The organism is Nonomuraea sp. NPDC047897 (assembly GCF_043204415.1).
GTDB lineage: Bacteria > Actinomycetota > Actinomycetes > Streptosporangiales > Streptosporangiaceae > Nonomuraea.
The window spans coordinates 79,804-104,461 of sequence record NZ_JBIDCC010000005.1; the positions used below are offsets into that span (position 1 = coordinate 79,804).

The 24,658-nt window shown below is 73.5% G+C and carries 23 protein-coding genes and 1 riboswitch; of the genes, 7 read left to right on the plus strand and 16 right to left on the minus strand.

The features are described from left to right. The first annotated feature begins 245 nt into the window (after positions 1–245). The 3 genes from ACGF0J_RS13090 to ACGF0J_RS13100 are packed head-to-tail and all read left to right on the plus strand — an operon-like array spanning position 246 to position 2,084. A complete protein-coding gene (locus ACGF0J_RS13090; protein WP_393145150.1) occupies positions 246–1,196 on the plus strand; it encodes an SPFH domain-containing protein in 951 nt (316 codons plus the stop codon). Beyond that, on the plus strand, positions 1,196–1,459 hold the full coding sequence (locus ACGF0J_RS13095) for a hypothetical protein (protein ID WP_393145845.1): 264 nt from the start codon (positions 1,196–1,198) through the stop codon (positions 1,457–1,459). The genes ACGF0J_RS13090 and ACGF0J_RS13095 overlap by 1 nt, the downstream gene beginning before the upstream one ends. Further along, positions 1,434–2,084 (plus strand): GPP34 family phosphoprotein, encoded by a 651-nt coding sequence (locus tag ACGF0J_RS13100; RefSeq protein ID WP_393145152.1) that lies wholly within the window; start codon positions 1,434–1,436, stop codon positions 2,082–2,084. Before ACGF0J_RS13095 ends, ACGF0J_RS13100 begins: the two co-directional genes overlap by 26 nt. A gap of 22 nt (positions 2,085–2,106) precedes the next feature. On the opposite strand, the gene ACGF0J_RS13105 is transcribed toward ACGF0J_RS13100, so the two are convergent. The 13 genes from ACGF0J_RS13105 to ACGF0J_RS13165 form a co-directional block, all read right to left on the minus strand. Then, positions 2,107–2,916, minus strand: a complete 810-nt coding sequence (locus tag ACGF0J_RS13105; RefSeq protein WP_393145154.1) for a tetratricopeptide repeat protein — start codon at positions 2,914–2,916, stop codon at positions 2,107–2,109. A gap of 260 nt (positions 2,917–3,176) precedes the next feature. After that, on the minus strand, positions 3,177–6,056 hold the full coding sequence (gcvP, locus tag ACGF0J_RS13110) for an aminomethyl-transferring glycine dehydrogenase (protein WP_393145156.1): 2,880 nt from the start codon (positions 6,054–6,056) through the stop codon (positions 3,177–3,179). Between the two features lie 155 nt (positions 6,057–6,211). Continuing rightward, a riboswitch (glycine riboswitch) is annotated at positions 6,212–6,306 on the minus strand. Positions 6,307–6,329: 23 nt separating this feature from the next. Then, the gene (locus ACGF0J_RS13115) at positions 6,330–6,950 is read right to left on the minus strand and encodes a MerR family transcriptional regulator (RefSeq protein WP_393145158.1); all 621 of its coding nucleotides are present in this window, start codon (positions 6,948–6,950) and stop codon (positions 6,330–6,332) included. 148 nt (positions 6,951–7,098) lie between these two features. Next, positions 7,099–7,569 carry a bifunctional nuclease family protein gene (locus tag ACGF0J_RS13120; RefSeq protein WP_090771501.1) on the minus strand — a complete coding sequence of 157 codons (471 nt, stop codon included), beginning with the start codon at positions 7,567–7,569 and terminating at the stop codon, positions 7,099–7,101. A 194-nt stretch (positions 7,570–7,763) separates the two neighbouring features. Continuing rightward, positions 7,764–8,399, minus strand: a complete 636-nt coding sequence (locus ACGF0J_RS13125; RefSeq protein WP_393145160.1) for a MerR family transcriptional regulator — start codon at positions 8,397–8,399, stop codon at positions 7,764–7,766. Between the two features lie 23 nt (positions 8,400–8,422). Beyond that, a complete protein-coding gene (locus ACGF0J_RS13130) occupies positions 8,423–8,935 on the minus strand; it encodes an FHA domain-containing protein (RefSeq protein WP_393145162.1) in 513 nt (170 codons plus the stop codon). Positions 8,936–9,202: 267 nt separating this feature from the next. Then, positions 9,203–11,707: a sugar phosphate nucleotidyltransferase gene (locus tag ACGF0J_RS13135; RefSeq protein WP_393145164.1), complete on the minus strand. Its 2,505-nt coding sequence runs from the start codon at positions 11,705–11,707 to the stop codon at positions 9,203–9,205. Positions 11,708–11,711: 4 nt separating this feature from the next. Then, complete coding sequence (locus ACGF0J_RS13140) at positions 11,712–12,293, minus strand: CDP-alcohol phosphatidyltransferase family protein (RefSeq protein WP_393145166.1); 582 nt, start codon at positions 12,291–12,293, stop codon at positions 11,712–11,714. Positions 12,294–12,421: 128 nt separating this feature from the next. Beyond that, positions 12,422–13,240, minus strand: a complete 819-nt coding sequence (locus tag ACGF0J_RS13145; RefSeq protein ID WP_393145168.1) for a GNAT family N-acetyltransferase — start codon at positions 13,238–13,240, stop codon at positions 12,422–12,424. Then, positions 13,215–13,808: a phosphoribosylanthranilate isomerase gene (locus ACGF0J_RS13150; protein ID WP_393145170.1), complete on the minus strand. Its 594-nt coding sequence runs from the start codon at positions 13,806–13,808 to the stop codon at positions 13,215–13,217. The genes ACGF0J_RS13145 and ACGF0J_RS13150 overlap by 26 nt, the downstream gene beginning before the upstream one ends. Before the next feature lie 10 nt (positions 13,809–13,818). Then, positions 13,819–14,325 carry a hypothetical protein gene (locus tag ACGF0J_RS13155; RefSeq protein WP_393145172.1) on the minus strand — a complete coding sequence of 169 codons (507 nt, stop codon included), beginning with the start codon at positions 14,323–14,325 and terminating at the stop codon, positions 13,819–13,821. Between the two features lie 180 nt (positions 14,326–14,505). Next, positions 14,506–15,198 (minus strand): response regulator, encoded by a 693-nt coding sequence (locus ACGF0J_RS13160; protein ID WP_393145174.1) that lies wholly within the window; start codon positions 15,196–15,198, stop codon positions 14,506–14,508. Further along, positions 15,195–17,087 (minus strand): sensor histidine kinase, encoded by a 1,893-nt coding sequence (locus ACGF0J_RS13165; RefSeq protein WP_393145176.1) that lies wholly within the window; start codon positions 17,085–17,087, stop codon positions 15,195–15,197. The genes ACGF0J_RS13160 and ACGF0J_RS13165 overlap by 4 nt, the downstream gene beginning before the upstream one ends. 129 nt (positions 17,088–17,216) lie before the next feature. On the opposite strand from ACGF0J_RS13165, the gene ACGF0J_RS13170 reads away from it, so the two are divergent. Further along, positions 17,217–17,825 carry a class I SAM-dependent methyltransferase gene (locus ACGF0J_RS13170; protein WP_393145178.1) on the plus strand — a complete coding sequence of 203 codons (609 nt, stop codon included), beginning with the start codon at positions 17,217–17,219 and terminating at the stop codon, positions 17,823–17,825. 350 nt (positions 17,826–18,175) lie between these two features. Here ACGF0J_RS13170 and ACGF0J_RS13175 read toward each other — a convergent pair whose 3' ends face one another. Continuing rightward, positions 18,176–19,120: an alpha/beta hydrolase gene (locus ACGF0J_RS13175; protein ID WP_393145180.1), complete on the minus strand. Its 945-nt coding sequence runs from the start codon at positions 19,118–19,120 to the stop codon at positions 18,176–18,178. Between the two features lie 110 nt (positions 19,121–19,230). Then, on the minus strand, positions 19,231–19,917 hold the full coding sequence (locus ACGF0J_RS13180; RefSeq protein WP_393145182.1) for a gamma-glutamyl-gamma-aminobutyrate hydrolase family protein: 687 nt from the start codon (positions 19,915–19,917) through the stop codon (positions 19,231–19,233). 217 nt (positions 19,918–20,134) lie between these two features. Between ACGF0J_RS13180 and ACGF0J_RS13185 the strand changes: the two genes are divergently transcribed. The 3 genes from ACGF0J_RS13185 to ACGF0J_RS13195 all read left to right on the plus strand — a co-directional run bounded on the left by ACGF0J_RS13185 (position 20,135) and on the right by ACGF0J_RS13195 (position 23,859). Continuing rightward, positions 20,135–21,034 carry a GNAT family N-acetyltransferase gene (locus ACGF0J_RS13185; protein ID WP_393145184.1) on the plus strand — a complete coding sequence of 300 codons (900 nt, stop codon included), beginning with the start codon at positions 20,135–20,137 and terminating at the stop codon, positions 21,032–21,034. A gap of 315 nt (positions 21,035–21,349) precedes the next feature. Further along, positions 21,350–22,417, plus strand: coding sequence for a globin domain-containing protein (locus tag ACGF0J_RS13190; protein WP_393145186.1), 1,068 nt, complete (start codon positions 21,350–21,352; stop codon positions 22,415–22,417). A 122-nt stretch (positions 22,418–22,539) separates the two neighbouring features. Then, a complete protein-coding gene (locus ACGF0J_RS13195; RefSeq protein ID WP_393145188.1) occupies positions 22,540–23,859 on the plus strand; it encodes an aminotransferase class I/II-fold pyridoxal phosphate-dependent enzyme in 1,320 nt (439 codons plus the stop codon). Positions 23,860–23,956: 97 nt separating this feature from the next. Here ACGF0J_RS13195 and ACGF0J_RS13200 read toward each other — a convergent pair whose 3' ends face one another. Continuing rightward, the gene (locus ACGF0J_RS13200; RefSeq protein WP_393145190.1) at positions 23,957–24,604 is read right to left on the minus strand and encodes an FMN-binding negative transcriptional regulator; all 648 of its coding nucleotides are present in this window, start codon (positions 24,602–24,604) and stop codon (positions 23,957–23,959) included. Between the last annotated feature and the right edge of the window lie 54 nt (positions 24,605–24,658).

Genomic DNA, 24,658 nt, shown 5'->3' on the forward strand with positions numbered 1-24,658 from the left:
GACGTCACGGCCGCCACTCCCTTCCCGCGCTCCCTTCCCGCGCCGCGACACTGAAGAGCCCGCCGATCCGGCGCGCCTCTCCCACCACCTCCGGCGTCAGGGCTTCGTACGGCGAACTCATCCCGCGGCTCAACCGTGCCGCCACCCGTGCCCCTCCGCGTCTGTCGAAGAAGGGGCCTGACAGGGTCGCCAAAAAAGTGATATCACTTTACTATCAAGATGGAGTCACATAGAAGGGATGAACGATGGCGAACGCATCGGGCGAGGCCGCACTTGAGGCCGCCGTCGTGGACATGCCCGCACCGCGCACGAACGAGCACCCTGTGCGGGCGGCCAACGGGTTCGTGATGCTGGGAGTGGCAACGGCGCTGGCCCTGGCCGGGATCGCGCTGCTCGTCGCGGGGATCGTCATCCTCGCCTCCGAGACCGGGTCGGGCGGCATGTGGATGGTCATCGTGAGCAGCCTGATGATCCTGCTCGGGTCGTTCCTGTGCTTCGGCCTCACCGCGGTGGCGCCGGGTGAGGCCAGGGTGGTGCAGCTGCTCGGCCGGTACGTCGGCACGCTGCGCACCCCCGGCTTCCAGTGGGTCAACCCGATCACGGTGCGCCGGCGGGTGTCCACGAGGATCCGCAACCACGAGACGGACGTGACGAAGGTCAACGACGCGGACGGCAACCCGATCCAGATCGCGACCGTGGTGGTCTGGCAGGTGCAGGACACCGCGCAGGCGGTCTTCGAGGTGGACGACTTCGTGGAGTTCGTGGCCATCCAGGCGGAGACGGCCGTACGGCACATCGCGGGCAGCTATCCGTACGACGCGCACGGCGAGCCCAGGCTGTCCCTGCGGGACAACGCCGACGAGATCAACGAGCGGCTGTCCACGGAGATCGCGGCCAGGGTGTCGTCCGCCGGGGTGAAGGTCATCGAGTCCCGCATCATCCATCTGGCGTACGCGCCCGAGATCGCCCACGCCATGCTGCGCCGCCAGCAGGCGGGCGCGGTGGTGGCGGCGCGCCAGCGGATCGTCGAGGGCGCGGTCGGCATGGTGGAGATGGCCCTGGACAGGCTCGCCGAGCACGACGTGGTCGAGCTGGACGAGGAGCGCAAGGCGGCCATGGTGAGCAACCTGCTCGTGGTGCTGGTCGGTGACCGCGACACCCAGCCCGTGGTCAACACGGGCACGCTCTACCACTGATCACCGTGGAGCGGAAGAAGATCCTGCTGCGGCTGGACCCGGTGGTTCACGACGCGCTGGCCAGGTGGGCGTCCGACGAGCTGCGCAGCACGAACTCCCAGATCGAGTTCCTGCTGCGCAGGGCCTTGGCCGAGGCCGGACGCCTGCCCGACGGGGTGGGGCGGATGCGGCCACGCGGACGGCCGAGGAAGGCGCCGGAGGACGGCGCGGATCACGAGGGGGAGGAGGAGCGGGCGGATGGAGACGCGAGTGGAGCAGAGTGAGTCACTGACCCGATCGGCCTTCCTCCTGGCCTTCGACCTGCGGAAGGAGAAGCTGACCCAGCGCGAGGGGCTGGGCTACCTGCTGCGCGCGGCCGCTCTCGCCGAGCTGCTGCTGGCGGGCAACCTGGCGGACGAGGCGGGCAAGGCGCGAGCTCTCACCGCTCCGGCCGCCGAGCCGGGTACCCTGCGCGCCGTGGTCTGGGAGCAGATCTCCACCTCGCCGCCCCGCTCGTGGCGCCGGTGGGTGCAGAAGGACAACGGCAAGGCGGTCCGCCTGGTACGCGACGAGCTGGCGGCCGCCCGGCTGATCGGCGTGGAGCGGCGCCGGATCCTGCTGTTCCCGGTCGAGCGGATCACGCCGCGCAGGCCGTACCTGTCCCGCAGACTGGCCGAGCGCGTCGGCCGGGCCATCCGCGGCGACCGGCCGGTCGGGCGCCTGGACGTGGACGTCCGCGTCCTGGCGGCGCTGGCCACCGCGGCGCGGCTCAAGACGGTGGCGCCCACCTGGCGGGAGACGCGCCCCCTCCGGGACCGGATCCGGCAGCTTTCCGCCCCCGTCGAGCCGATCGCGACCGCATTGCGCAAGAGCGTCGAAGCGGCCGCAGCGGCGAGCGAAGGCGGCTGACAGACGTCTCGGGCGGGCGGGGTCAGGTCTCGCGGCCGAGGCGGAGGCGGACCTCGGCGGCCAGGGTCTCGTCCTCGTGGTCGAGCCCGTACGCCCACACCTGGCCGGCATCCTCGTCGCGGCCGCGCAGGGGCAGCGTGCGGGCCAGCAGCTCGATGGCGAGCGCGCCCGTCCCGGCGTCGGCGCCGTCCTCGACGGCGGCCGCGAACTCCGCGCACGCCAGCTCCAGGTGCGCGATGCCGAGCTGCACCCGCAGCCGCGGCACCGACTCGGCCGGGGCGACGGCGAGCGCATCGAGGAGCAGGTCGGCGGCCTCTCCCGCCTCCCCTCGCTCCAGGAGCAGGCCGGCGAGCTGCTGGGCGGCGTGCGCTGCCGACTCGGCGTCGCCGGCGGTCTCACCGGCCGCGAGTGCCTGGCGGAGCGCCTGCTCGGCTTCGGCGTCGTCGCCGGCCTGGACGGCGAGCCGCGCCAGCGCGAGGTGGGCGAGCGGCAGGTAGGCGGGCGTGCCCACGCCGAGCACCGCCTGCCAGGCGCCCCTGGCCTGTTCGGCCCGTCCTTGTCTTTCGAAGCCCTGGGCGAGGTGGCAGGCCGCCTGGGCGGCGAACTCGGGGTGCCCGGTGGCGAGCGCGGCCCGGGCGGCGGCGCGGGCGCCCTCGACGTCGCCCCGTTCCTCCAGCACGACGGCGAGGCCGACGGCGGCCTGCGCCCGGTCGGGCCCGTCGGGGTCGGCGGCGAGCTCGGAGAGGATGGCCGCCGCTCCGTCGAGATCGCCCTGCTCGGCCAGACGGCGGGCGGTGTCCAGAGGCGGGGTCTCCAGCTCTGAAGATGTCACGAAAGGCTCCCCTTCGGCGGCGATCGCCCCGAGCCTAACGACTTATGACGATCATGTCTGCCTGGTTGCCGGGGAAGGTCTGAGACCGTGGGTGCGAACGCCATCCGACGTCCGCGTACCGTGTTCGGGCGGCGGGCCCCGCGCCGCCTCCGGGGCCGGGTCGCGGTTCTGCGAGGACCACCTGCCCGCGGTCCTCGCCGAACGCGCCGACGGCACGCCGTGCGTGCACGGCGTGCCGTCGGCGCGAAGGCGGCCCGGCCTCAGTCCTCGTACGCCTCCAGCGGCGGGCAGGAGCACACCAGGTTGCGGTCGCCGAAGGCCTGGTCGATGCGCCGCACGGGCACCCAGTACTTCCCGTCGCGCAGCGCCGGCACCGGGTAGGCCGCCTCGGTACGCGTGTAGGGGTGGGACCACTCGTCGGCCGCGACCGCCTCGGCGGTGTGCGGGGCGTTGCGCAGCGGGTTGTCGGTGCGGTCGTAGTCGCCCAAGGCCACCTTCGCGATCTCGCCGCGGATGGCGATCATCGCGTCGACGAACCGGTCGAGCTCGGCCAGGTCCTCGCTCTCGGTCGGCTCGATCATGAGCGTGCCGGCCACGGGGAACGACATGGTCGGCGCGTGGAAGCCGTAGTCGATGAGCCGCTTGGCCACGTCGTCGACCGTGACGCCGGTCTCCTTGGTGATCTGCCGCAGGTCGACGATGCACTCGTGGGCGACCAGCCCGCCGCGCCCGGTGTAGAGCACCGGGTAGTGGGGGGCGAGCCGCCGGGCGAGGTAGTTGGCCGACAGGATGGCCTGCTCGGTCGCCGCGGTGAGGCCGTCGGAGCCCATCATCCGGATGTACGCCCACGAGATCGGCAGGATGCCCGCCGAGCCGAACGGGGCCGCCGAGACCGGGCCCACCCGGTCGGACGCCGCCGCGGCGTCCGCGTCGCGCAGGGGGTGGCCGGGCAGGTAGTCGGCGAGGTGCGCGCGGACCGCGACCGGGCCGACGCCCGGGCCGCCGCCGCCGTGCGGGATGCAGAACGTCTTGTGCAGGTTGAGGTGCGACACGTCGGCGCCGAACTCGCCCGGCTTGGCCAGCCCCACCAGCGCGTTGAGGTTGGCCCCGTCGACGTAGACCTGGCCGCCCGCCTCGTGCACCTTGGCGCAGATCTCGGTGATGGTCTCCTCGTACACGCCGTGCGTGGACGGGTAGGTGACCATGATCGCGGCCAGCTCGGCACGGTGCTTGGCGATCTTGGCGTCGAGGTCGGCCAGGTCCACGTTGCCGCCCGCGTCGCAGGCCACGACGACCACGCGCATGCCGGCCATGACGGCGCTGGCGGCGTTGGTGCCGTGGGCGGACGACGGGATGAGGCACACCTCGCGGCCCTCGTCGCCGTTCGCCCGGTGGTAGGCGCGGATCGCCAGCAAGCCCGCCAGCTCACCCTGGGAGCCGGCGTTGGGCTGCAGCGACACCGCGTCGTAGCCGGTCACCTCGGCCAGCCAGTCCTCCAGGGTGGAGATCAGCTCCAGGTAGCCGGCGGCCTGCTCCTCGGGCGCGTACGGGTGGATCGCCGCGAACTCCGGCCAGGTGATGGGCTCCATCTCGGTGCTGGCGTTGAGCTTCATCGTGCAGGAGCCGAGCGGGATCATCGACCGGTCGAGCGCGATGTCCTTGTCCTGCAGGCGGCGCAGGTAGCGCAGCATCGCGGTCTCGGAGTGGTGGCTGTGGAAGACGGGGTGGGTCAGGTAGGCGGACTCGCGGGCCAGCACGGCGGGCAGCCGGTCGAGGTCCGCGTCGCCGAGCAGCCCGGCCAGCTCGTCACCGGTGACCGGCTGCCGGCCGAGGGCCTCGCCGAACGCCGCCAGCACCTGCTCCAGGTGGCCAGCGGAGGTCGTCTCGTCGCAGGCGACGGAGACGTGGTCGTCGTCGGCCGGCCACAGGTTGACGCGCCGCCCGGCCGCGAGCCGGACCACCTCGGCGGCCCTGCCGGGCACCCGGGCCAGCACGGTGTCGAAGAACTCGCCGTGCACGACCTCGACGCCGCCCCGGCGCAGCGCCTCGGCGAGCGCGGCGGCGTGCCGGTGGGTGCGGGCGGCGATGCGGCGCAGGCCCTCGGGGCCGTGGTAGACGGCGTACATGCCGGCGATGACGGCGAGCAGCACCTGGGCGGTGCAGATGTTGCTGGTGGCCTTCTCGCGGCGGATGTGCTGCTCGCGGGTCTGCAGGGCGAGCCGGTAGGCCGGATCGCCGTCGGCGTCCACGGACACGCCGACGAGACGGCCGGGAAGCTGCCGCTGCAGGCCCTCGCGCACCGACATGTAGGCGGCGTGCGGGCCGCCGAAGCCGAACGGCACGCCGAACCGCTGCGAGGAGCCGATCGCGATGTCGGCCCCCAGCTCGCCGGGCGCGGTGACGAGGGTGAGCGCCAGCAGGTCGGCGGCGGCCACCACCAGCGCGCCCGCCGCGTGCGCCGCCTCGGCCACGGCGCGGAAGTCGCGCAGCCGGCCGGAGGCGCCCGGGTACTGCACCAGGACGCCGAAGCACTCGGGCAGGTCGCCGTCGAGGGAGTGCTCCACCAGCGTGATGCCGAGGGGCTCGGCGCGGGTGGCGAGCACCGCCTTGGTCTGCGGCAGCGCGTCGGCGTCGACCACGAACACGTCGCTCCTGGCCCGGCCGGCCCGGCGCGCCAGCGTCATCGCCTCGGCGGCGGCGGTCGCCTCGTCGAGCAGCGACGCGCCGGCCACGTCGAGGCCGGTCAGGTCGGAGACGACGGTCTGGAAGTTGAGCAGCGCCTCCAGGCGGCCCTGCGAGATCTCGGGCTGGTACGGCGTGTAGGCGGTGTACCAGCCGGGGTTCTCCAGCAGGTTGCGGCGGATCACCGCGGGCGTCACGGTGTCGTGGTAGCCAAGGCCGATCATGGAAGTGAACACCTGGTTGCGTCCGGCCAGCGCGCGCAGTTCGGCGATCGCCTCGGTCTCGCCGACGGCGGCGGGAAGCTTGAGCCGGTCCTTGGCCCTGATCGCCTCGGGGACGGCCACGGCCACCAGGTCGGCCACGGACTCGAAGCCCACGGCCTCGAGCATGCGCTGCCGCTCTGGCTCCGACGGGCCGATGTGGCGGGTCGAGAACGGCGGAGCTGACAGGTCGGTCATGGAGATGCCTCCCGAGGCTGTGGAGACCGGCGCCAGGGCGCGGACGTGTGCCGGATCTCCCCCTCTGTCATCTCGACCTGAGAGCTTCACCCCGGTCAGGGGCTTGCACCGTCGGTGAGACGCGCCTGGCGGGCGCGGCTGCTTTCCAGAGTCGCCTCACCCGAGCGGTACAGGTGCCTGAGAGATTCCGGGGAGGGTTGCTCCTTCGGCGCCCCCGGGACCGGCCCGGGGACTCTCCCGCACGGGGTCGTCAGCCTTGCGCTCTCCAGGTTACTACCCCAGACGGCGCGCCCGTCGCCGCCGGGCCAGCTCGTCAGCGGGGTGGTCGGCCGGGACGTTGTCCGCGGCCGCCGCCCGTTCCCCCGGCAGCTCCGCGAGGCTGCCCTCGACCTCGCGCCAGACCCGGCCGAGCGCGATGCCGAACACGCCCTGGCCGCCCTGGAGCAGGTCTATCACCTCGTCGGCCGAGGTGCACTCGTAGACGCTGACGCCGTCGCTCATGAGCGTGATCTGCGCGAGGTCGGCCACCCCGCGATCACGCAGATGCTGTACGGCGGTGCGGATCTGCTGCAGGGACACCCCGGTGTCGAGCAGGCGCTTGACCACCTTGAGCACCAGGATGTCGCGGAAGCTGTAGAGCCGCTGGGAGCCCGAGCCCTGGGCGGCTCTTATCGTGGGCTCGACCAGGCCGGTGCGCGCCCAGTAGTCAAGCTGCCTGTAGGTGATGCCGGCCGCCGCGCAGGCCGTCGGGCCCCGGTATCCGATGTCACCCGGCAACGCCGTCGGCTGCTCGTCGAAGAGCAGGCCCTGCTCCCCGGCACGCTGCCGGGCGCTCTCGCGCCGCACCGAATCTTCCTGGCCGGCCGTCTTTCCCTCGCCGCTGCTGACCGCCACGCGGACCTCCGGCTTTCTCTCATCCCGTGGCCTGATCTGGGGGTTCGTAAAAGGGCGACCACGGGTTTCACTTGCACCGTAGGACTGTGACCATGCTCAGTCAACGATCCGGCTCGGCGCGTCGTGAAGCGTAAATGCACTGAAATACCTACCCCGCCCTGCCGAAGTCTTCGGGCGTGATCGTGTCAAGGAACTCCCTGAACTTCTCCACCTCGTCCTCCTGGTCATCGGGGATGATCACTCCGGCCTCCTGGACGACCTCCTCGCTGGCGAAGATGCGCGCCCCGGTGCGCAGGGCGAGCGCGATCGAGTCGGACGGCCGCGCGCTCACCTCCACCCCGTTGGAGAACACCAGATCGGCGAAGAAGATGCCGTCGCGCAGGGCGACGATGTTGACGGCACGCAGGCCGACGCCCAGGGCGCTCAGCACGTCCCTGAACAGGTCGTGCGTCAGCGGCCGCGGCGGCGGCTCCTCCGCCTGGGCCAGCGCGATGGCCGTGGCTTCGGTCATGCCGATCCAGATGGGCAGGAACCGCTCCCCGTGTGCCTCCTTGAGCAGGACGATCGGCTGGTTTGTGGGCATCTCAACGCGTACGCCCACGACCTCCATCTGCAACACGGGCTGCTCCGTATTCGACTGGCCGGTGACCCGGCACAGCTCATTGCTGGTCCGCTTCTGCAATTCAACGTAACACCCGGCAGGCCCCTGATGTCCCGCCGGAGGGGGCCCGGTCCGGTCCGGCCCGGCCGCCCCCGGGCCGCGCGTCCGGCCGGCCGCCGTCCGCCGACCGAGCCGGGTCCGGCTCGGTCGGCTCAGCGGCCGAGCGCGGTGCGCACGCCGATCCGCACCAGGGCGGCGTGCAGGTCGAGCAGCAGCGTGGAGGCCTCGCGGGCCACCTCGTCGGCCTCGCCGATCGCGCCGGGCGCACGCCGCTTGAGTATCGGCGCGACGGTCTGCTCGACCAGCCCCGCCTCGCGCTCGGCGGCCGCCTTGACGGCGCGCAGGTGCCGGGCGTGCAGGCCGAAGCGGGCCAGCGCGCCGACGCTGCGCGCCACCTCCAGCGCGTCCTGGTCGTAGCGCCGGGCGTGCGCGGCGAGCAGGCCGTAGTCCTCCAGCTCGGTGAGGGTCTCGTCGTCGATCCCGGCCGCCTCCAGCAGCTCGGCGCGGCTCAGCCGCACCTCCTGCGTCTCCTGCGCGCCGGGGACGGCCCGGGGCCGACCGAGCTCCTCGGCCATCCGATCCTTGATCACCCGCAGCGGGAGGTAATGGTCGCGCTGCTCGGTGAGGATGTAGCGCAACTGCTCCACGTGCAGGTGGGTGAACTTGCGGAAGCCCGACGGGCTGCGCTCGGGCTCGATGAGCCCCTCACCCTCCAGGAAGCGGATCTTGGAGATCGTGACGTCGGGGAACTCGCCCTGCAGGAGGGCGAGGACCTCCCCGATGCTCATGTGCGAGCGTGCCGCCTGCGAACTCATGCGCCGCCGGCGCTCCGCATGAGGAACAGGAGGCGGAACTTGCCGATCTGCACCTCGTCACCGGAGTGCAGCGGCACCTCCTCGATGCGCTCGCGGTTGACGTAGGTGCCGTTGAGGCTGCCCACGTCGCGCACGGAGAACTGGCCTCCCCGGTGCCGGTAGAACTCGACGTGCCGGCGCGAGACCGTGATGTCGTCGAGGAAGATGTCACTCTCGGGGTGGCGCCCGGTGGTGGTGAGGTCCTTGTCGAGGCGGAACCGGCTGCCCTGGTTGGGGCCCCTGGTCACCGTCAGCAACGCCGCGCCGGGCGGGAGCTGCTCCACCAGCGCCTGCTCGGCCAGCAGCATGTTGCCGGTCTCAGCCTCGTACGCCTCGATTCCCGCGACGGAGATCGTCGATGTCGTGTCGGCGCCGACCTCATGTCTGGTCAGCGGTGACCCACAACGGGAACAGAAACGGGCATCCTCGGGGTTGGCGTGCCCGCACTGCGTGCAGTAGACGCTCGGCATCGATCGGCTCGGCCTCCTACCGCGAAGACGCGGCGACGGTGCTCGGGGCGCGCCTCGCTTCGCTCTTCAAGTTTGCGAATGCCGCAACTTACGCTGCTGAACGGCAAAGGTCAAGGCGGGGCGCTGGACGACAGGTTCGGACGGTGACAAAGTTACCGCCGCCCTAGCCCGCAGGTCCATGCCGCCGCGCCCTTACACGATACGATCTTGCACGGTTCTATGCGAACCCCAGCGGCCCGTCACGGAGGGTGACATTCCTCTCAGGGCTCAGCCGGCCGCCCGCTCGACCACGCGGGCCCAGCGTTCGAGGAGCGCCTGGGCGGTGTCGACGTCCTGCGCCTCGGCCCACAGGTCAGTGACGGGCTCGGTGGCGGCGGGCAGGATGAGCACCCAGCTTCCGTCGTCGCCCGCCACCCGCACCCCGTCGGTCGTGTCGACCCGGTGCCCCTCCGCGGCCGCCTCGACGGCCTCGATGACCGAGCGCATGACGGCCCCCTTGGCGGCCCACCGGGTCGGCACGGTGCGCTTCAGCAGCCGGGCGACGGGGATGCGGGCGTCGATCTGGCTGAGCGACAGGCGGGTGCGGGCGACCAGGCCGAGCAGCCGCACGAACGCCGCCAGCCCGTCGATCGCCGGCGAGAACTCCGGCACCACGAAGCCGCCCCTGCCGTCACCCGCGAAGATCATGTCGTGGCCCGCGGCGGCCGAGGTGAGCGCGTCGAGCGCGGTCGGCGTCCACTGCACCTGGACGCCGTGGAAGCGGCAGACCTGCTCGGCGACCCGGGTGGTGGTGACGGGCAGCGCGACCCGGCCGGCCCGGCGCTCGGCGGCCACCAGGTCGAGGACCACGAGCAGGGCGCGTTCCTCGCCGATGAGCTGGCCCATCTCGTCCACCAGCGCGAGCCGCTCCCCCACGGGGTCGAACCGGACGCCGAACGCCGCCCGCGAGGAGCTGACCAGCTCCGACAGGCGTTGCAGGTCGCGGCGGCGCTCGGCCAGCGTCTCGGTGGGCGAGGTGTCGTCGAGGCGGGCGTTGACGGTGAGCACGTCCACGCCGACCCGGCCGAGCAGCGTCGGCAGGACGAGCGAGGAGGTGCCGCCGGCGCAGTCGACGACGACCTTCATGCCGTCGATGCCGGTCATGTCCACGCGGCGCAGCAGTTCGTGGGTGTAGTCCTCCACGACGCGGGCGGGGTAGTTGAGCTCGGCGATCTCGCCGGGGAAGGCGCGGCGGAACTCCTGGCGGGAGAAGACCCGCTCCAGCTTGCGCTGCGCGGCGGCGGGCAGGTCGGCGCCCCGGTCGTCCATGATCACGATGTCGACGCTCTGCGGGTCGCCGGCGGTGGTGCGCAGCGCGATGCCGCCGGCGACGGACTCGCGGGCGGTGTGGAACCGGGCCACCGGCAGCGGGGCGGCCTCCAGGTCCAGGACGTTGATGGCGCCGGCGGTCAGCGCGCTGATCACCGCCCGCTTGAGCGCCCTGGCGGCCAGCGAGGAGTCGCGGGAGGTGACGACATGGGCCCCCTTCTTCAAAGTGGTGGCGTACGCGCTGGCCAGCCGTACGCACAGCTCGGGGGTGATCTCGACGTTGACCAGGCCGCTGACCCCGCGCGGGCCGAACAGGCTGCGCTGGCCGCGCGACTCCCAGATGACGCTGGTGTTGACCACCGCCCCGGCCTCGATGGTCTTGAACGGGTAGACCTTCACGCCGCTGGAGACGTACGCCTCGGGCTCGATGACGCACTCGTCGCCGATGACGGCGCCCTCCTCGATGCGGGCTCCGGACATCACGTCGGTGTTCTTGCCGATGACGCAGCCGCGCAGGTGGGCGCCCGGGCCGAGGTAGACGTTGTCGTGCACGACCGCCCGGTGCAGGAAGGCGCCCTCGCGCACCACCGCGTTGTTGCCCAGCACGGTGAACTCCCGCAGCTCCGCGCCGGCCTCCACCTTGGCGTAGTCGCCGATCAGCAGCGGCCCCTTGAGCACCGCGTCGGGGTCCACCGAGGCCGACTCGGCCACCCAGACGCCGGGCGAGAGCTCGAAGCCGCCGATGTCCAGCCGGACCCGCCCCGACAGGGCGTCGGCCTGGGCCTTGTGGTAGCTCTCGTGGGTGCCGACGTCCTCCCAGTAGCCGTCGGCGACGTAGCCGTGGATGGGGGCGCCGGCGTCGAGCAGGCGCGGGAAGACGTCGGCCGACCAGTCGACCGGCTCGCCGCCGGCGACGTGGTCGAGGACCTCGGGCTCCATGACGTACACGCCGGTGTTGACGGTGTCGGAGAACACCTGCCCCCAGGTGGGCTTCTCCAGGAAGCGCTGCACCCGCCCGGCCTCGTCGACGATGACGATGCCGAATTCCAGGGGGTTGGGGACGCGTTTGAGCCCGATGGTGACCAGGGCCGAGGTCTCGCGGTGGAAGCGGACCATGTCCGTCAGGTCGATGTCGGTCAGCGCGTCGCCGGAGATGACGAGGAAGGGGTCGTCGCGCAGCCGGTCGGCGGCGTTCTTCACGCTGCCGGCGGTGCCGAGCGGGATGTCCTCGGTGGCGTACTGCAGGCTCATGCCAAGCTCGTCGCCGTCGCCGAAGTAGTTGCGCACGAGCGCGGCGAGGAACTGCAGGGTCACGACCGTCTCGGTGACGCCGTGCCGCTTGAGCAGGCGCAGCACATGTTCCATGATCGGGCGGTTGGCCACCGGGAGCAGCGGTTTGGGCTGGTTGGCTGTCATCGGCCGCAGCCGAGTGCCCTCGCCTCCCGCCATGACGACGGCCTTCACACGATCACTCCCTTGTGGTCGCTGTCACGAGCCGGCGTACCTGTACCACATACAGCGCGCCCGCCCACCAGTACAGACCTGTTCCCCACAGAGCGAAGGCCCATCCCGTGACGCGCGCCAGGTCGGCGTACCAGCCGGCGTGGGAGGCGAGGAAGAGCAGCGGGAAGGCGTACATGAGGTTGAACATGGCGGCCTTGCCCAGGAAATGCACCTGGAGTGCCCGGTATCCGTGCCGGCGGAGGACGGGGATGAAGCAGGCGACGAACAGTTCGCGGCCGAGGATGACGGCCACCAGCCACCACGGGATGACGTCGCGGACGAGCAGCGCCAGGATCGTGGCGAAGACGTAGAGCTTGTCGGCTGCCGGGTCGATGATCCGGCCGAGCCTGCTGGTCTGGTCGAAGGCACGGGCGATCTTGCCGTCGAGCCAGTCGGTGAATCCCGCGACCGCCAGCACGGCGATCGCCCAGCCGTCCGCCTTCGGTCCGAGGACGAGCCAGAGGAAGACGGGCACGCCGAGGAGTCGAAGGAAGCTCAGCAGGTTGGGAACCGTCCAGATCCGGTCCTCGGCGGAAGTTTCGCTCACGCAGCAGACCCTACTGCGTCACCTGTGACTCCAAGCGGCCCCGGCCAGGCCGTCTGGCGCCGTGCCCGCCGCGCCTGCGCGGCCCTCCCTGTGCGGCCCTCCCGGCGCGCCCGGTCAGACGCGCCCGGTCAGACACGCAGGAAGGAGTGGGTGCGGGCCAGCGGCTCGAACCCGAGACGCCGGTAGAAGTCCTTGGGCCAGTCGGCGTCGTCGGCCACCAGGAAGATCGGGTCGTTGCCCGCGGCGTCCGCCAGGAGGGCCGTCATGAGTGCGCGCGCGTGCCCGCGGCCCCGGTGACGGGCGCCGGTGTACACGCTCTCGATCTGGGCGACCCCGTCGTGCGCGTACAGGTCGGCCCGGGCGGCGATCCGGCCGTCCGCCTCGCGCACGCCCCGGAACTGCACCACGTCGGCGCCGCGCAGCCGCTCGGCCACACGCCGGGCGAGCTCCTCGACGACGCCTTCGTCCGCGTCGGGCAGCGTCTCGCGCCAGTCGTCGCGCAGCACCGGCAGCAACTCGTCCAGGGTGAGGTGGTCGGCCGGCCGCGGGTCCCGCGGCGGCGTGCCGCGGAACACCATGATCAGGTTGATGTCGTGGGTGTAGCCGGCCGCGGCGAAAGCGGGCGCGTAGGCGGCGCCGAGCTCGTCGTCGTCCACGCACACGTGCCGGTGGGCGCGGCCGTCCAGCACCTCGTCCGCCGCCCGCAGCACCTCACCGGCCCGCGGCGCCGGGCCCGGCCGCACCTCCCCGCCGGCGGCCGGGGAGGGGTCCGGCAGGCCCGGCGGGCGGATGATCAGCCTGTTGTCGTCGTACGAGCCGGGATAGCGGTCGTTGAGCACGGCGAAACCACCGGGCACCGCCACGACCCGGCCCGCCCGGCGTTGGGCGAAGCCGTGCTCGAAGGCGATGATCCTGGCCAGCTCAGGCGGCACGGCGCGCCTGCTCAAGGAAGGAGCGGATGAGGGCGGAGTCCTTCACCCCGGGCGCCACCTCGACGCCGCTCGACACGTCGACCCCCCACGGCGCGGCGGCGGCGACGGCCTCGGCCACGTTCGCCGGGCTGAGGCCGCCCGCGAGCATCCAGCGGCCGGTGGGCCTGCCGCGCACGGCCGCCCAGTCCCAGGGCAGGCCGGAGCCCGGCCGGGGCGCGTCCACGATGAGCAGGTCCTCGTCGAAGGCGCCACAGCGCAGGTCGGCGCTGGAGTCGACCGCTCTGACCAGGGTGCGGCCCAGGTCCTTCAGCGCCGTGAAGTCGGCGTGCGGGTGACGGCCGTGCAACTGGACGGCCCGCACACCGGCGGCGACCGCCGCCGCCCGGACGGTCGCCGGGTCCTCGCCGCGGAACACCCCCACGGTCAGCACGTGGCCGGGCACCAGGGCGGCGAGCGCGGCGGCCCGATCCGGCGCGATCCGGCGGGGGCTGTCGGTCAGCACGAACCCGATGGCGTCGGCGCCCGCCTCCACGGCGGCGGTCACGTGCTCGGGCTCGCTCAGCCCGCAGATCTTGACGTACACACGGTCGAGGTTAGCGGCGGCGGGCGGCTCCCGGTGACCAGGCCCAGACGAGGACGGCGACGGTCAGGCCGAACATGACGACCCCGTTCGGCAGGTGGGCCCCCAGCGACTCCCACGTGACGTGCTGGGCCATCTCGGCGACCAGCAGCACGACGCTGGCCAGGGCGGGCCAGCCGGCGCCGCGCCCGGGACGCCAGACGAGCACGGCGATGACGACCTGGACGATCGCCACCAGGTGGGACAGCATCCCGGCCATCACGTGGCTCTCGGCCATGGCGCCGCCGCCCGCCTGCACCGCCTGGCCGGCCAGCGAGGCGGCCACGACCAGGGCGGCGGCGTGCGCGACGACCGCGATGCGCAGCCCGTACAGCAGCCCGGACGGCACCTGACCGGCCCGCGCCGGGGCGGCGCCGTCCCGCGGGGCCGCGGTCGCGTGCGTGCCCGCCTGCTGGGCGGTGTCGGCGGCGCCGGCGTGGTAGGCGGCGTTGTGCGAGATGTCGCGGCCGGAGTCGCGCATGGTGTGGTCCTTCCAGAGGTGACGGAGGACCACATGGTCGTCGCCGGAGGCGGGTCCGGTCGTCAGCCCGGCGGCTTATCCGCGGGTCCACCGTGGGGATGACACCGGGCCCCGCCGGCGCTCACTCCGGGCTGACACCAGGACGGCTTCGGGCTCACCTGGGCTCTTCGCGTACCGGCCTCAGTCCAGGGAGCGGCGCGGATGCTGCTGGGGCCGCACCGGCCGGAACGCGGCGTCCACGAGTCCGCTGCGGTGCGCGACGACGGCGGCCTGGATGCGGTTGCGCAGGCCCAGCTTGTCCATCGCGGCGGCGACGTGGGTCTTGACCGTGGTCACCCCGACGTGCAGTTCCTCGGCGATCTCGGCGTTCGACAGGCCGGTGCCGACCAGGGCGAGGACCTCCAGCTCCCGTTCGGTGAGCCCGGTGGGAGCGGGCACGGCGGGCCGCTCCCCGGCGGCGAGGAACCCCTCCACGACCCGGCGCAGCACGGACGGGGCGAGCAGCTGCTCCCCCGCCGAGGCGCGGCGCACGGCGTCGACCATGCGTTCCGGCTCGTCGTCCTTGACCAGGAAGCCGACCGCGCCGGCGCGCAGCGCGGCGTGCACGTTGGCGTCCTCGGCGAACGTGGTGAGCACGACGATCCGGCTCGCCGGCCGGGCGGCGAGGACGCGCCTGATCGCCTCCAGGCCGTCGACGCGAGGCATGCGCAGGTCCATGAGGATCACGTCCGGCAGGTGCCGTTGGGCGAGCCGGACCGCCTCCGCGCCGTCCTCGGCCTCGGCGACGACCTCCATGTCCCCGGCGGCCTGCAGCAGCATCCGCACCCCGGCCCGGACGAGCGCCTGGTCGTCGGCGACGAGGACGCGGATCATCGGGCGTCCCCGGCCCCGCCGACCGTGACGGCGGCGCCCCCGTCCCTGCCCGCGTCCCTGCCCACGTCCCTGCCCGCGTCCCTGCCCACCAGGTCACCGCCGGGGGCCGGGCTCAGGGCCGTGGCGCTCCTGGCCACCGGCAGGAACGCGGCCAGCCGCCAGCCGCCGTCCCCGTCCGGCCCGGCCGCGAGGGTGCCGCCGAGCGCCCGGATCCGGTCCCGCATGCCCGCCAGCCCGCGGCCGGAGGACGGGAGCCGTTCGACGTGGCCCGGCGGGCGGCCGTTGTGGATCTCGATGGTCATGCCCCTGTCCGTGACGGCCAGTGCGACGCGGACCTCGGTGCCGGGTCCGGCGTGTTTCAGCACGTTCGTGAGGCCTTCCTGGACGATGCGCGCGGCGGAGGCGCGGGCGACGAGCGGCGAGCGGTCGGCGGCCGGGTCGAGACGGAGGTCGACGGCGAGCCCGGCGGCGGACACCCGTTCGGCGGACTCGCGCATGACGTCGGCGGGGTCCGCGAGCATCCCGGTACGACGCGCGAACCCCGCGGACGCGACGGCGGGAGCCGACGGCACGACGAGAGCCGACGACACCGCCGGAACCGACGGGACGGGAAGCCGGTCCGGGCCCGTGGCCGGGGCGGGCCGCCCGGCGGCCCCCGGGGCGGCGCGGGTGCCCGCGGGTTCGTCGGAGGCGGCGTACGGGGGCGTGTACTCCGGGGCGCACAGCACGTCGAGCAGGCCCCGCAGGTCCTCCAGCACCTGGTGGCCGGTGTCACGGATGTCGCCGAGGGCGTCGGCGACCGGCCCCTCCGGGGCGGCGTAGCGGGCGGCGCCGGCCCGCAGCACCATGGCGCCCACGTGGTGGGCCACGATGTCGTGCACGTCGCGGGCGATCCGCTCGCGTTCGGCGAGCTGGTCGGCGCGGACCTGCGCCACCGCCAGCCGCGCCGACTCGCGGGCGCGCAGCCGCTCGGCGCGGGCCGCGGCCTGGCGGACGCCGAGGTAGCGGCCGATGGCGATGGGGGTGATCACCAGCGCCATCAGCACGATCACCCGGAACGGCGTGACGTCGGTGCCGGGCACGACGACGGCGGCGCCGGCCAGTAGGCAGCCCGCCAGGTAGGCGACCAGCGTCCACACCCAGGAGCCGACCCGCAGGGCGAACACGGCCAGCGCGATCATGGTGAGGATCAGGCAGGTGTTGACCGCCTCCTGCCGGTAGGTGTCGGCGACCAGCAGCAGCGCCCCCTGCAGCACGAACACCATCCCGGGCAGCCTGCGCGCCACGCCGAGCGACAGCCCGCCGGCGACGGCGATCAGCCCCACCACCCAGACCGGCATGGAGCCGCTGTCCCAGTCGGTCCATGTCCCCAGCACCGCGCTGGCCACGCCCGCGCCGGCCAGCAGCAGGTCGGGAGTGAGGTCGCCGTTGTCCAGCCGCCCGGCGGGGCCGCGCAGGGAGACGCCGACGAGGACCGGGAGGAGGGGTACGAGCAAGGAGAACGTCCAGGTGTTGACGGTGATCGAGACACCGGGGTCCAGGAGGTTGACGACGGTGGCGGGCACCGCGGCCAGCAGGGCCACGCCGACGGCCCACCGGTCGTACTGGTGGGCCACGACGCCGATCGCCACGCACAGCAGCATCTGCGCGGTGTTGCAGGTGAACGACCCGACCATGTCGGCGAAGACCAGCAGCCCGGCCAGGTAGAGGGTCACCGGCAACGGCCACCGGCGCAGGAACGCGAGCGGCACGCCCACGAGCAACGCCATCGGGACGGTCATGAACGCGGGCAGGAGCGCCCCGCCCCCCGACTTGCCCGACAGCAGGAGGTCCAGTCCGGTTCCGGAGACGGCCAACAGGACGTCGAGCGGCATACCACGCCATCGCATAACGGCACGTTATCCGGACAACGGGACTTTCCCGATCCTCCGTGCGGATGACTCCGCCTCCTCCAAGTGGCCGGACCACTGGCCGCTCGGCCGATCTTCCGACCCCGGGGCGGTCCCTACGGTGGCAGCATGCCCAATGACGCCGCGTTGTTCCTCGGCCAGTTCCTGCGCGCTCCCGCGACGGTGGGGGCGTTCGCGCCCAGCTCGCGCCGCCTGGCCGCGTCGGTCTGCACGCCCCTGCCCGAGCGCGGGGAGCCCACCGTGGTCGAGCTGGGCCCCGGTACGGGGCCGTTCACCGAGGAGATCCAGCGACGGCTGGCCGGGCGTGGTCACCATCTGGCCGTGGAGCTCAACGGCCCCATGGCCGCGCTGCTCGCGCGGCGTTTCCCCGGTGTGGACGTGGTGCACGGCGACGCCGCCGACCTGACGGCGCTGCTCACCGAGCGCGGCCTCGGGCGGGCCGACGTGGTGGTCAGCGGGCTGCCGTGGGCCGCCTTCCCGGCCGACGCGCAGCGCCACCTGCTCGGCGCGGTGTGCACGGCGATGAGCCCGGCCGGCGCGTTCACCACGTTCTCGTACGTGCACGCCATCCCGCTGGGCTCGGCACGGCGGTTCCGGGCCCTGCTGGGCGAGCGGTTCGAGGAGGTGGTGCCGAGCCGCACGGTGTGGCGGAACGCGCCGCCGGCGTTCGTCTTCCACGCGCGTCGCCCCCGTCCGGACGGCTCGGCTCAGAGGTGAAGGGCGCACCCGGGGTGGACGAGCTAGGTCTCAACTCCCCCGCCTGCCGGGTGCCCGGGGCCCCGTTGTCGGCGCCCTTCACCCCCGCTCGCCCGGTACCGGTGGATCACGGGCCGCGTCCGGTCCATGACCGCGGTTGACGGTCCGGGCAGCAGGTCCTCCTTGGCGATCCCGGCGCCGTGGCGCCGGCGCGGGGCCCGAGCGGGTCGGGGCGTGGCCGTCGGGGCGGCGTTCTCGGCCTCTCCGGCCAGGCCCGTGATCCGCTCGCACCGGCGCGACGGCGGGTCCGCGACATCCTTGTCTGCCATGGGCCTGCGCCTACCCATGCGGGCGGGGCTCTCACCTGTCCGTCACGACGCGCCCCGGTCACGGGCGTCTAGCCCCAGGTCGGCCCGCAGGCGGCGGGCGAGGAAGGCGCGGGCCTCGCCGGCCTGGTCGAACAGGCCGGGCAGGCCGAAGAAGCTGTGGACCGCGCCGTCGAACCTGCGCACCTCGACGGGCACCCCGGCCTCCGCCAGGCGCGCGCCGTAGCGCTCGCCCTCGTCGCGCAGCACGTCGCAGCCGGCGGTGACGATGGTGGCGGGCGGCAGCCCCTCGACGGACGGCAGCCGCAGCGGTGACAGGCGCGGGTCGGCGGGGTCGGCGTGCGCGGCGTACTGCTCGACGAACCACGCCATCTCCCTGGCGTCCAGCCCGAACCCGGTGGCGAACTCGGCGTAGCTGGGCGTGTCCATCGCCACGTCGAGCACCGGGTAGACGAGGGCCTGGTGGGCCAGGGTGAGGCCGGCGTCGCGGGCCTGCCAGGCGGCCACGGCGGCGAGGTTGCCGCCGGCGCTGTCGCCGATCACCGCGACGGAGCCGTCGCACTGGTAGAACGCGGGCCTGGCGAACACGTCGCGGACGACGGCCCAGGCGTCGTCGGCCGCGGCCGGGAAGGGGTGCTCGGGCGCCAGCCGGTAGTCGACGGACACGACGACCGCGCCGGTGCGGACGGCCAGGTCACGAGCGGCCGCGTCGTTGCGCCGGACGCTGCCGAACACCCAGCCGCCGCCGTGGAGGTAGACCAGGACCGGGAGCGGCCCGTCGCCCGGGTCGGCGCGGTAGACGCGGATCGGCACGCCCTCGGCGCTCTCGTCGCGGATGGACGGCAGGCGGGTGAGCGGGCCCCGGTGGACGGCCAGCCCGTCGGTGGCCCGCATCTCGCGGATCCGCTCCAGGTCGAGCGTGGCCGGGTCGATGCCGAGGTCCGAGGGGTAGCGGGCGACGTGGTCGCGCGCCTGGGGATGCAGCGGCATGGCGGGAGCCTAGCGGTGCGAGCCGCCGGCCGGGAGGGTCCGGCGGCCGGGAAGGTCCGGCGGCAGTCGGCCGGACGGACGCGGCTGGTGGCCCCCCGCGCGGCTGGTGATCAGCGGGCGGCGTCCACGAGGGCGTCGAAGAGGGCGGCGCCGGTGCCGCGTTCGGGGTGCCACTGCACGCCCACCGCGAACCGGTGCCCCTGCAGCTCGACGCCCTCGACGATCTGGTCGTCGGCCCAGGCGACGGCGAGCAGCCCGCCGCCGAGCCGCCGCACCGACTGGACGTGCGGCGCGACCACCTCGACGCGGTCGCCCACCGCCTTGCCGAGTCTGCTGGACACGCTGACCTGGATGACGTGCTCGGCGCCGGCCCGGCCGTGCCGGTCGTGGCCGAGCGAGCCGGGCAGCCACGGGATGAGCGTGCCGCCCTGGGCGACGTTGAGCACGTGCATGCCGCGGGCGATGGCCAGGATCGGCACGTCGGCCTCGACGGCGGCGCGTGCCAGGGCCAGCTCGAAGCGGTCGCGGTGGTCCTGCGCGCCGGGCACCCGCTCGTCCTGCTCGCCGCCGTAGGCCGCGGCGCCCACCTCGACGCCGCCGGCCAGCACCAGCCCCCGCAGGCCGCGCACGTAGTCGGCGGCGGCGTGCGGGTCGAGCGGAGGGAGCAGCACGGGGGCGCCCCCCGCCTTGCCGACGGCCTTGGCGTAGGCCGGGGGCGACAGCACCGCCTCGCGCACCCAGTCGCTCCAGCGGGCGGCCTCGAAGTAGGCGGTGATGCCGATCAGCGGTCGGGACATGCGGCCTCCACAGGCGTGCGGGCGGCGCGCGCCGCCCGCGAGGCGCGGGCGGCGGCCACTGGCCCCCATCATGGCGCACACCTTTCGGCCCGTGGGAGCCCTCGCACGGATCGCCTGCCCGCCCGGGCGTCCGGGACGTCCCGAGACGCCCCGGAACGCCGCCGGCCCCCGGGAAAAGCCGTTGCCGGGCGGGGTACGGCAGTGCTGGGCTGGCGGGATGGAACACGACGAGGCGCTGGCGACGTACGACCGCCAGATGCGGCGCGAGGCCCGTCCTGACGGGCCCGGCGCGCGGGTGGAGCGGGCCGGGCGGGTGGTGCGGCAGACGGGCACGGCCGGCGACTGGAACGGGGTGCTCTGGTCGGACCTGGAGGGGTACGGCGAAGGAGAGGTGGAGGCCGTCATCGCGGAGCAGGTGCGGCACTACACGGCGCGCGGGCTGGCGTTCGAGTGGAAGCTGTACGCCCACGACCGCCCGCGTGACCTGGGGCGGCGGCTGCTGGCGGCCGGATTCGAGCCGGAGCCCGCCGAGACGCTCATGGTGGCCGAGACGGCGACGGTCGTGCGGGCCCTCGACGGCGAGGCGGGGCGCCCGCCCGGTGACGTGCGACTGGTGCCGGTGACCGACGCGGCCGGGGTGGAACTGCTGGCGGAGGTGCACGAGCACGCGTTCGGCACCGGCCGCGACGCGGTCAGGAGCCGGCTGCTCGCGCTGCTGGCGGAGGAGCCGGGACGGCGGCCGGGAGCCCGGCCCGGCACGTCGCCGGGCCTGGGGGTGGGCCCACCGCCGGGCACGTCGCCGGGACTGGGGGCCGGGGTGGTCGCGGTGGTCGCGGTGGTCGCCGTGGTCGCCGTGGCGGGCGGGCGGGCGGTCAGCGCGGCGCGGATGGAACTGCGGCCGGGCACCGACTTCGCGGGCCTGTGGGGCGGCGGCACGGTCCCGGACCAGCGCGGGAGGGGCCTCTACCGGGCCCTGGTCGGCTTCCGCGCGCGGATCGCCGCCGAGCGCGGTCACCGCTACCTCCACGTGGACGCCTCCGACCAGAGCCGCCCGATCCTGCGCCGGCTCGGATTCGTCCCGCTCACCACGACTACTCCTTACCACTTCATGCCATGAACGCGAATAAAAGACTTATTCATCTTTTGTGACCGTAAATCAGGACCCCGTCGTACCCACACATCACATTACTGTCACGCATAGTTCGAGTTAGCCCCCTAGTGGGGTGAATCGGTTGTGACGCCCAGGTAGTGGTGTAAGACTCGATTTCGAGCGTTCGGATGTGCCGGGGCCCGCCGTCCGCTCACGACCCGGAGCCGTCAGGGAGGTGGAACGAAGCGACCGGAATACCATTCCGGTCAACAGGGTGAGGTTGATGAGGCAATGCCGTTGAATCCGCGCCTGGTAAAAGAGAGTTTCTCCGTCATCGAACCCGTGGCCGACAAGGCGGCCGCCTATTTCTACGGCCGGCTGTTCGCCGCGAACCCGCACCTGCGCGGGATGTTCCCGCCGGCCATGGATGGGCAGCGAGACCGGCTGTTCCGCGCCCTGACCCGCATCGTCTGGAGCCTGGACAGCCCGGACAGCATGGCGGCCTTCCTGGGCCAGCTCGGCCGCGACCACCGCAAGTACGGCGTCACCGCCGCCCACTACGACGCGGTCGGGGCCGCGCTGCTCGCCACCGTCCGCAGGTTCGCCGCCGCCGTCTGGGACGACGAGATCGAGGCCGCCTGGGTGTCGGCCTACCGGACCGCCGCCGACATGATGATCGAGGCCGCCGACTCGGCCGCCACCGTCATGCCCGCGTGGTGGCTGGCCGACGTCATCGACCACGAACGGCGCACCGAGGACATCGCCGTCATCACGCTCCGGCCCTCGCAGCGCCTGCCGTACACGGCGGGCCAGTACGTGACCGTGCAGACCGCGCGCTGGCCGCGCGTGTGGCGGACGTTCTCCATCGCGAACGCGCCCCGCCCCGACAACACCATCCGCCTGCACGTCCGTTCCGTCCCGGGCGGGTGGGTCTCGACCGCGCTGACCCGCGACACCCGCATCGGCGACACGATCATGATCGGCCCGCCGATGGGCACCATGGCCCCGCCGGACGACGCCGACCGCGACGTGCTGTGCGTGGCCGGCGGCACCGGGCTGGCGCCGCTCAAGGCCGTCATCGAGCAGATCATCGCCTCGGGCCGGCGCAACCACGTCCATCTGCTGTACGGGGCGCGCACCTCGGCCGAGCTGTACGACCTGCCCGACCTGTTCCGGATGGCGGCGTCGTTCCCGTGGCTGCGGGTGGTGCCCGTGGTGTCGCACGAGCCGGCCTACGACGGGATGCGCGGCCGCCTGCCGGAGGTGACGCAGCGCTTCCACTCCTGGGCCGAGCACGAGGTGTACGTGTGCGGGCCGTCCGCCATGGTGCACGAGACGGTGCGGCGGCTGCAGATCGACGGCGTGCCACCGTCGCGCATCCACCGCGACGTCGTCCACGACGAGCGTTAGATCCCGACATCGGCGGAACGGCGCCGTGACCGCCGACCCGGTGAGCGGCCCACGCTGATCGTGCCCATCGGCCGCCGCCATGGCGCCGGACCGGATGATCGGCGGCGCATACGATAGGCCATATGTCGAGGGAACTGATCATCACGGGGTCCACCGCCCGCGAGATCACCACCAGTGTCGAGGAGGCTGTCGAGTCCGGCGCGCTGGACCCGGGGGCGACGCTGCCGTCGGTCCGCGGGCTGGCGGCCCGGCTCGGCGTGAGCCCCACGACGGTGAGCACGGCCTACCGCGAGCTGCGGCAGCGAGGCGTCGTCTCGACCGAGGCCGGGCGGGGCACGCGCGTCGTGTGGCGGCCGCCGCTGGTCACCCGGTCGGCGACGCGGGCCGGCGCAGGGGTGCGGGACCTGGCCTCCGGCAACCCCGACCCGGCCCTGCTGCCCTCGCTGCACGCCGCCGTCCACCGCCTCGAACCCGGCCAGTCGCTGTACGGCGCGCCCACGATCCTTCCCGAACTGGTCGAGGTCGCCCTGCAACTGTTCGCCGACCTGGAGGTGTCGGACGACCATATCGCCGTGGTGAGCGGCGCGATGGACGGCATGGAGCGCGTGCTGGCCGCGCACCTGCGCCCCGGCGACCGGGTGGCCGTGGAGGATCCGGGCCACACGGGCGTGCTCGATCTGGTCAGGGCGATGGGTTTCGTGCCGCTGCCCGTCCGCGTGGACGAGCACGGCGTGCTGCCGGAGTCGTTGTCCGGCGCCCTGGATCGAGGGGTGGCGGCCTGCGTGGTGATGCCCCGCGCGCAGAACCCCACCGGGGCCGCGCTGTCGGCCGACCGGGCTCGCGACCTCGGTCGTCATCTCGCGCGCCACCCCGACGTCCTGGTCGTCGAGAACGACCATGCTTCGCTGATCTCAGGCGCCGACTATGTGACGCTCACTCGTGGCCGTCGGTCGTGGGCGGTTCTCCGCTCGGTGAGCAAGTTCCTCGGGCCTGATCTGAGGGTGGCGCTGCTGGCCGCCGACCGGCGGACGGCGAGCAGGGTGGAGGGGCGGCAGCGGCTCGGCGCGGGGTGGGTGAGCCACCTGCTCCAGGGGCTCGTCGCCGGCCTGTGGGCCGATCCGGGCACGCGGGCGCTCATCGACCGCGCGTCCGCGGCGTATGCCGAGCGCAGGGAGGCCATGGTGGCGGCCCTGGCGGTCGCGGGGGTGCGGGCGTTCGGGCGTTCGGGCTTCAACGTGGTCGTCCCGGTCCGGGAGGAGGCCATGGTGCTGCGCACGCTCCGCGAGGCGGGCTGGGAGCTGGGGCCGGGAGAGCCCCACCGGATGGACAGCCCGCCGTTCGTGCGCATCACCACCGCGGCCCTCAGCCCGGCGGAGGCCGTACGGCTCGCGGCCGACCTCGCCGAGTCCTTGGCGCCCGAGCGGCGCAGCCGCCTGGCCTGAGAGTCCGCCCGCCGTCACCGTGGCAGGCCCACCCCGGCCACCTCGGTCATCCCGCCACCTCGGTCATCCCGCCACCTCGGTCATCCCGCCACCTCGGTCATCCCGCCACCTCGGTCATCAGAGCGGCGAGTTCGGACTCGGTGCCCCGCCCGCTGGCGGCGAACTCGGCGATCACCCGCTCGCGCAGCTCGGCCGGCTTGTCCTGACTGAGCTTGAAGGTGGCCCGCACCTCCAGCACATCGATCTCGAACGCGACGACGCCGGGCAGGATGCGCCGGGCGTAACCCAGGGAGGGGCCGAGGTCCCACTGCGGCTCTCGCCCCCGCTCCAGGGCCGCCACCGTGGCCCGGATGACCTCCATCGTGGCGTCGGCGTCGTCGATGACCCGCACCCGCCCGGTGACGTGCACGGCGGCGTAGTTCCACGTCGGGGCCGCCGGTGTCACGCCGTAGGTGGTCGGCGAGACGTAGCCGTTCGGCCCGGAGAAGACGACCAGCGCGGAGGGGGACCGGATGAGGCTGTGCCAGTGCGCGTTGGCGCGGGCCATGTGCCCGTACAGGATCGACCCGTCCACAGGCACCTCGTCGGCGGGCGGGCCGTCGGGGCCCGGGCGTCGGATGACGGGGACGTGCGTGGCCAGGGGGACGCCGTCGCCCATGCTGGTCATGACGGCGAAGGGGTTCTCACGGATGAGCCTGGCGGTCCGGGCAGGACTGTCCGGGCGAAATTCGGGCGGGGTCCACACGATCGGCTCCCTTTCCGGCGGAGAGGTGTGTTGATACAATCAAGCAACTGTAAC

What these genes read in the sequence shown, in the direction of transcription:
- ACGF0J_RS13155 (WP_393145172.1), bottom strand. Translation starts at nt 14,325, where the DNA reads ATGCGCGACTCCGGCCGCGACATCTCGCACAACGCCGCCTACCACGCC.
- ACGF0J_RS13130 (WP_393145162.1), bottom strand. Translation starts at nt 8,935, where the DNA reads ATGCCGAGCGTCTACTGCACGCAGTGCGGGCACGCCAACCCCGAGGAT.
- ACGF0J_RS13185 (WP_393145184.1), top strand. Translation starts at nt 20,135, where the DNA reads ATGGAACACGACGAGGCGCTGGCGACGTACGACCGCCAGATGCGGCGC.
- ACGF0J_RS13160 (WP_393145174.1), bottom strand. Translation starts at nt 15,198, where the DNA reads ATGATCCGCGTCCTCGTCGCCGACGACCAGGCGCTCGTCCGGGCCGGG.
- ACGF0J_RS13090 (WP_393145150.1), top strand. Translation starts at nt 246, where the DNA reads ATGGCGAACGCATCGGGCGAGGCCGCACTTGAGGCCGCCGTCGTGGAC.
- ACGF0J_RS13195 (WP_393145188.1), top strand. Translation starts at nt 22,540, where the DNA reads ATGTCGAGGGAACTGATCATCACGGGGTCCACCGCCCGCGAGATCACC.
- ACGF0J_RS13180 (WP_393145182.1), bottom strand. Translation starts at nt 19,917, where the DNA reads ATGTCCCGACCGCTGATCGGCATCACCGCCTACTTCGAGGCCGCCCGC.
- ACGF0J_RS13100 (WP_393145152.1), top strand. Translation starts at nt 1,434, where the DNA reads ATGGAGACGCGAGTGGAGCAGAGTGAGTCACTGACCCGATCGGCCTTC.
- ACGF0J_RS13170 (WP_393145178.1), top strand. Translation starts at nt 17,217, where the DNA reads ATGCCCAATGACGCCGCGTTGTTCCTCGGCCAGTTCCTGCGCGCTCCC.
- gcvP (WP_393145156.1), bottom strand. Translation starts at nt 6,056, where the DNA reads ATGACCGACCTGTCAGCTCCGCCGTTCTCGACCCGCCACATCGGCCCG.
- ACGF0J_RS13175 (WP_393145180.1), bottom strand. Translation starts at nt 19,120, where the DNA reads ATGCCGCTGCATCCCCAGGCGCGCGACCACGTCGCCCGCTACCCCTCG.
- ACGF0J_RS13125 (WP_393145160.1), bottom strand. Translation starts at nt 8,399, where the DNA reads ATGAGCATCGGGGAGGTCCTCGCCCTCCTGCAGGGCGAGTTCCCCGAC.
- ACGF0J_RS13165 (WP_393145176.1), bottom strand. Translation starts at nt 17,087, where the DNA reads ATGCGATGGCGTGGTATGCCGCTCGACGTCCTGTTGGCCGTCTCCGGA.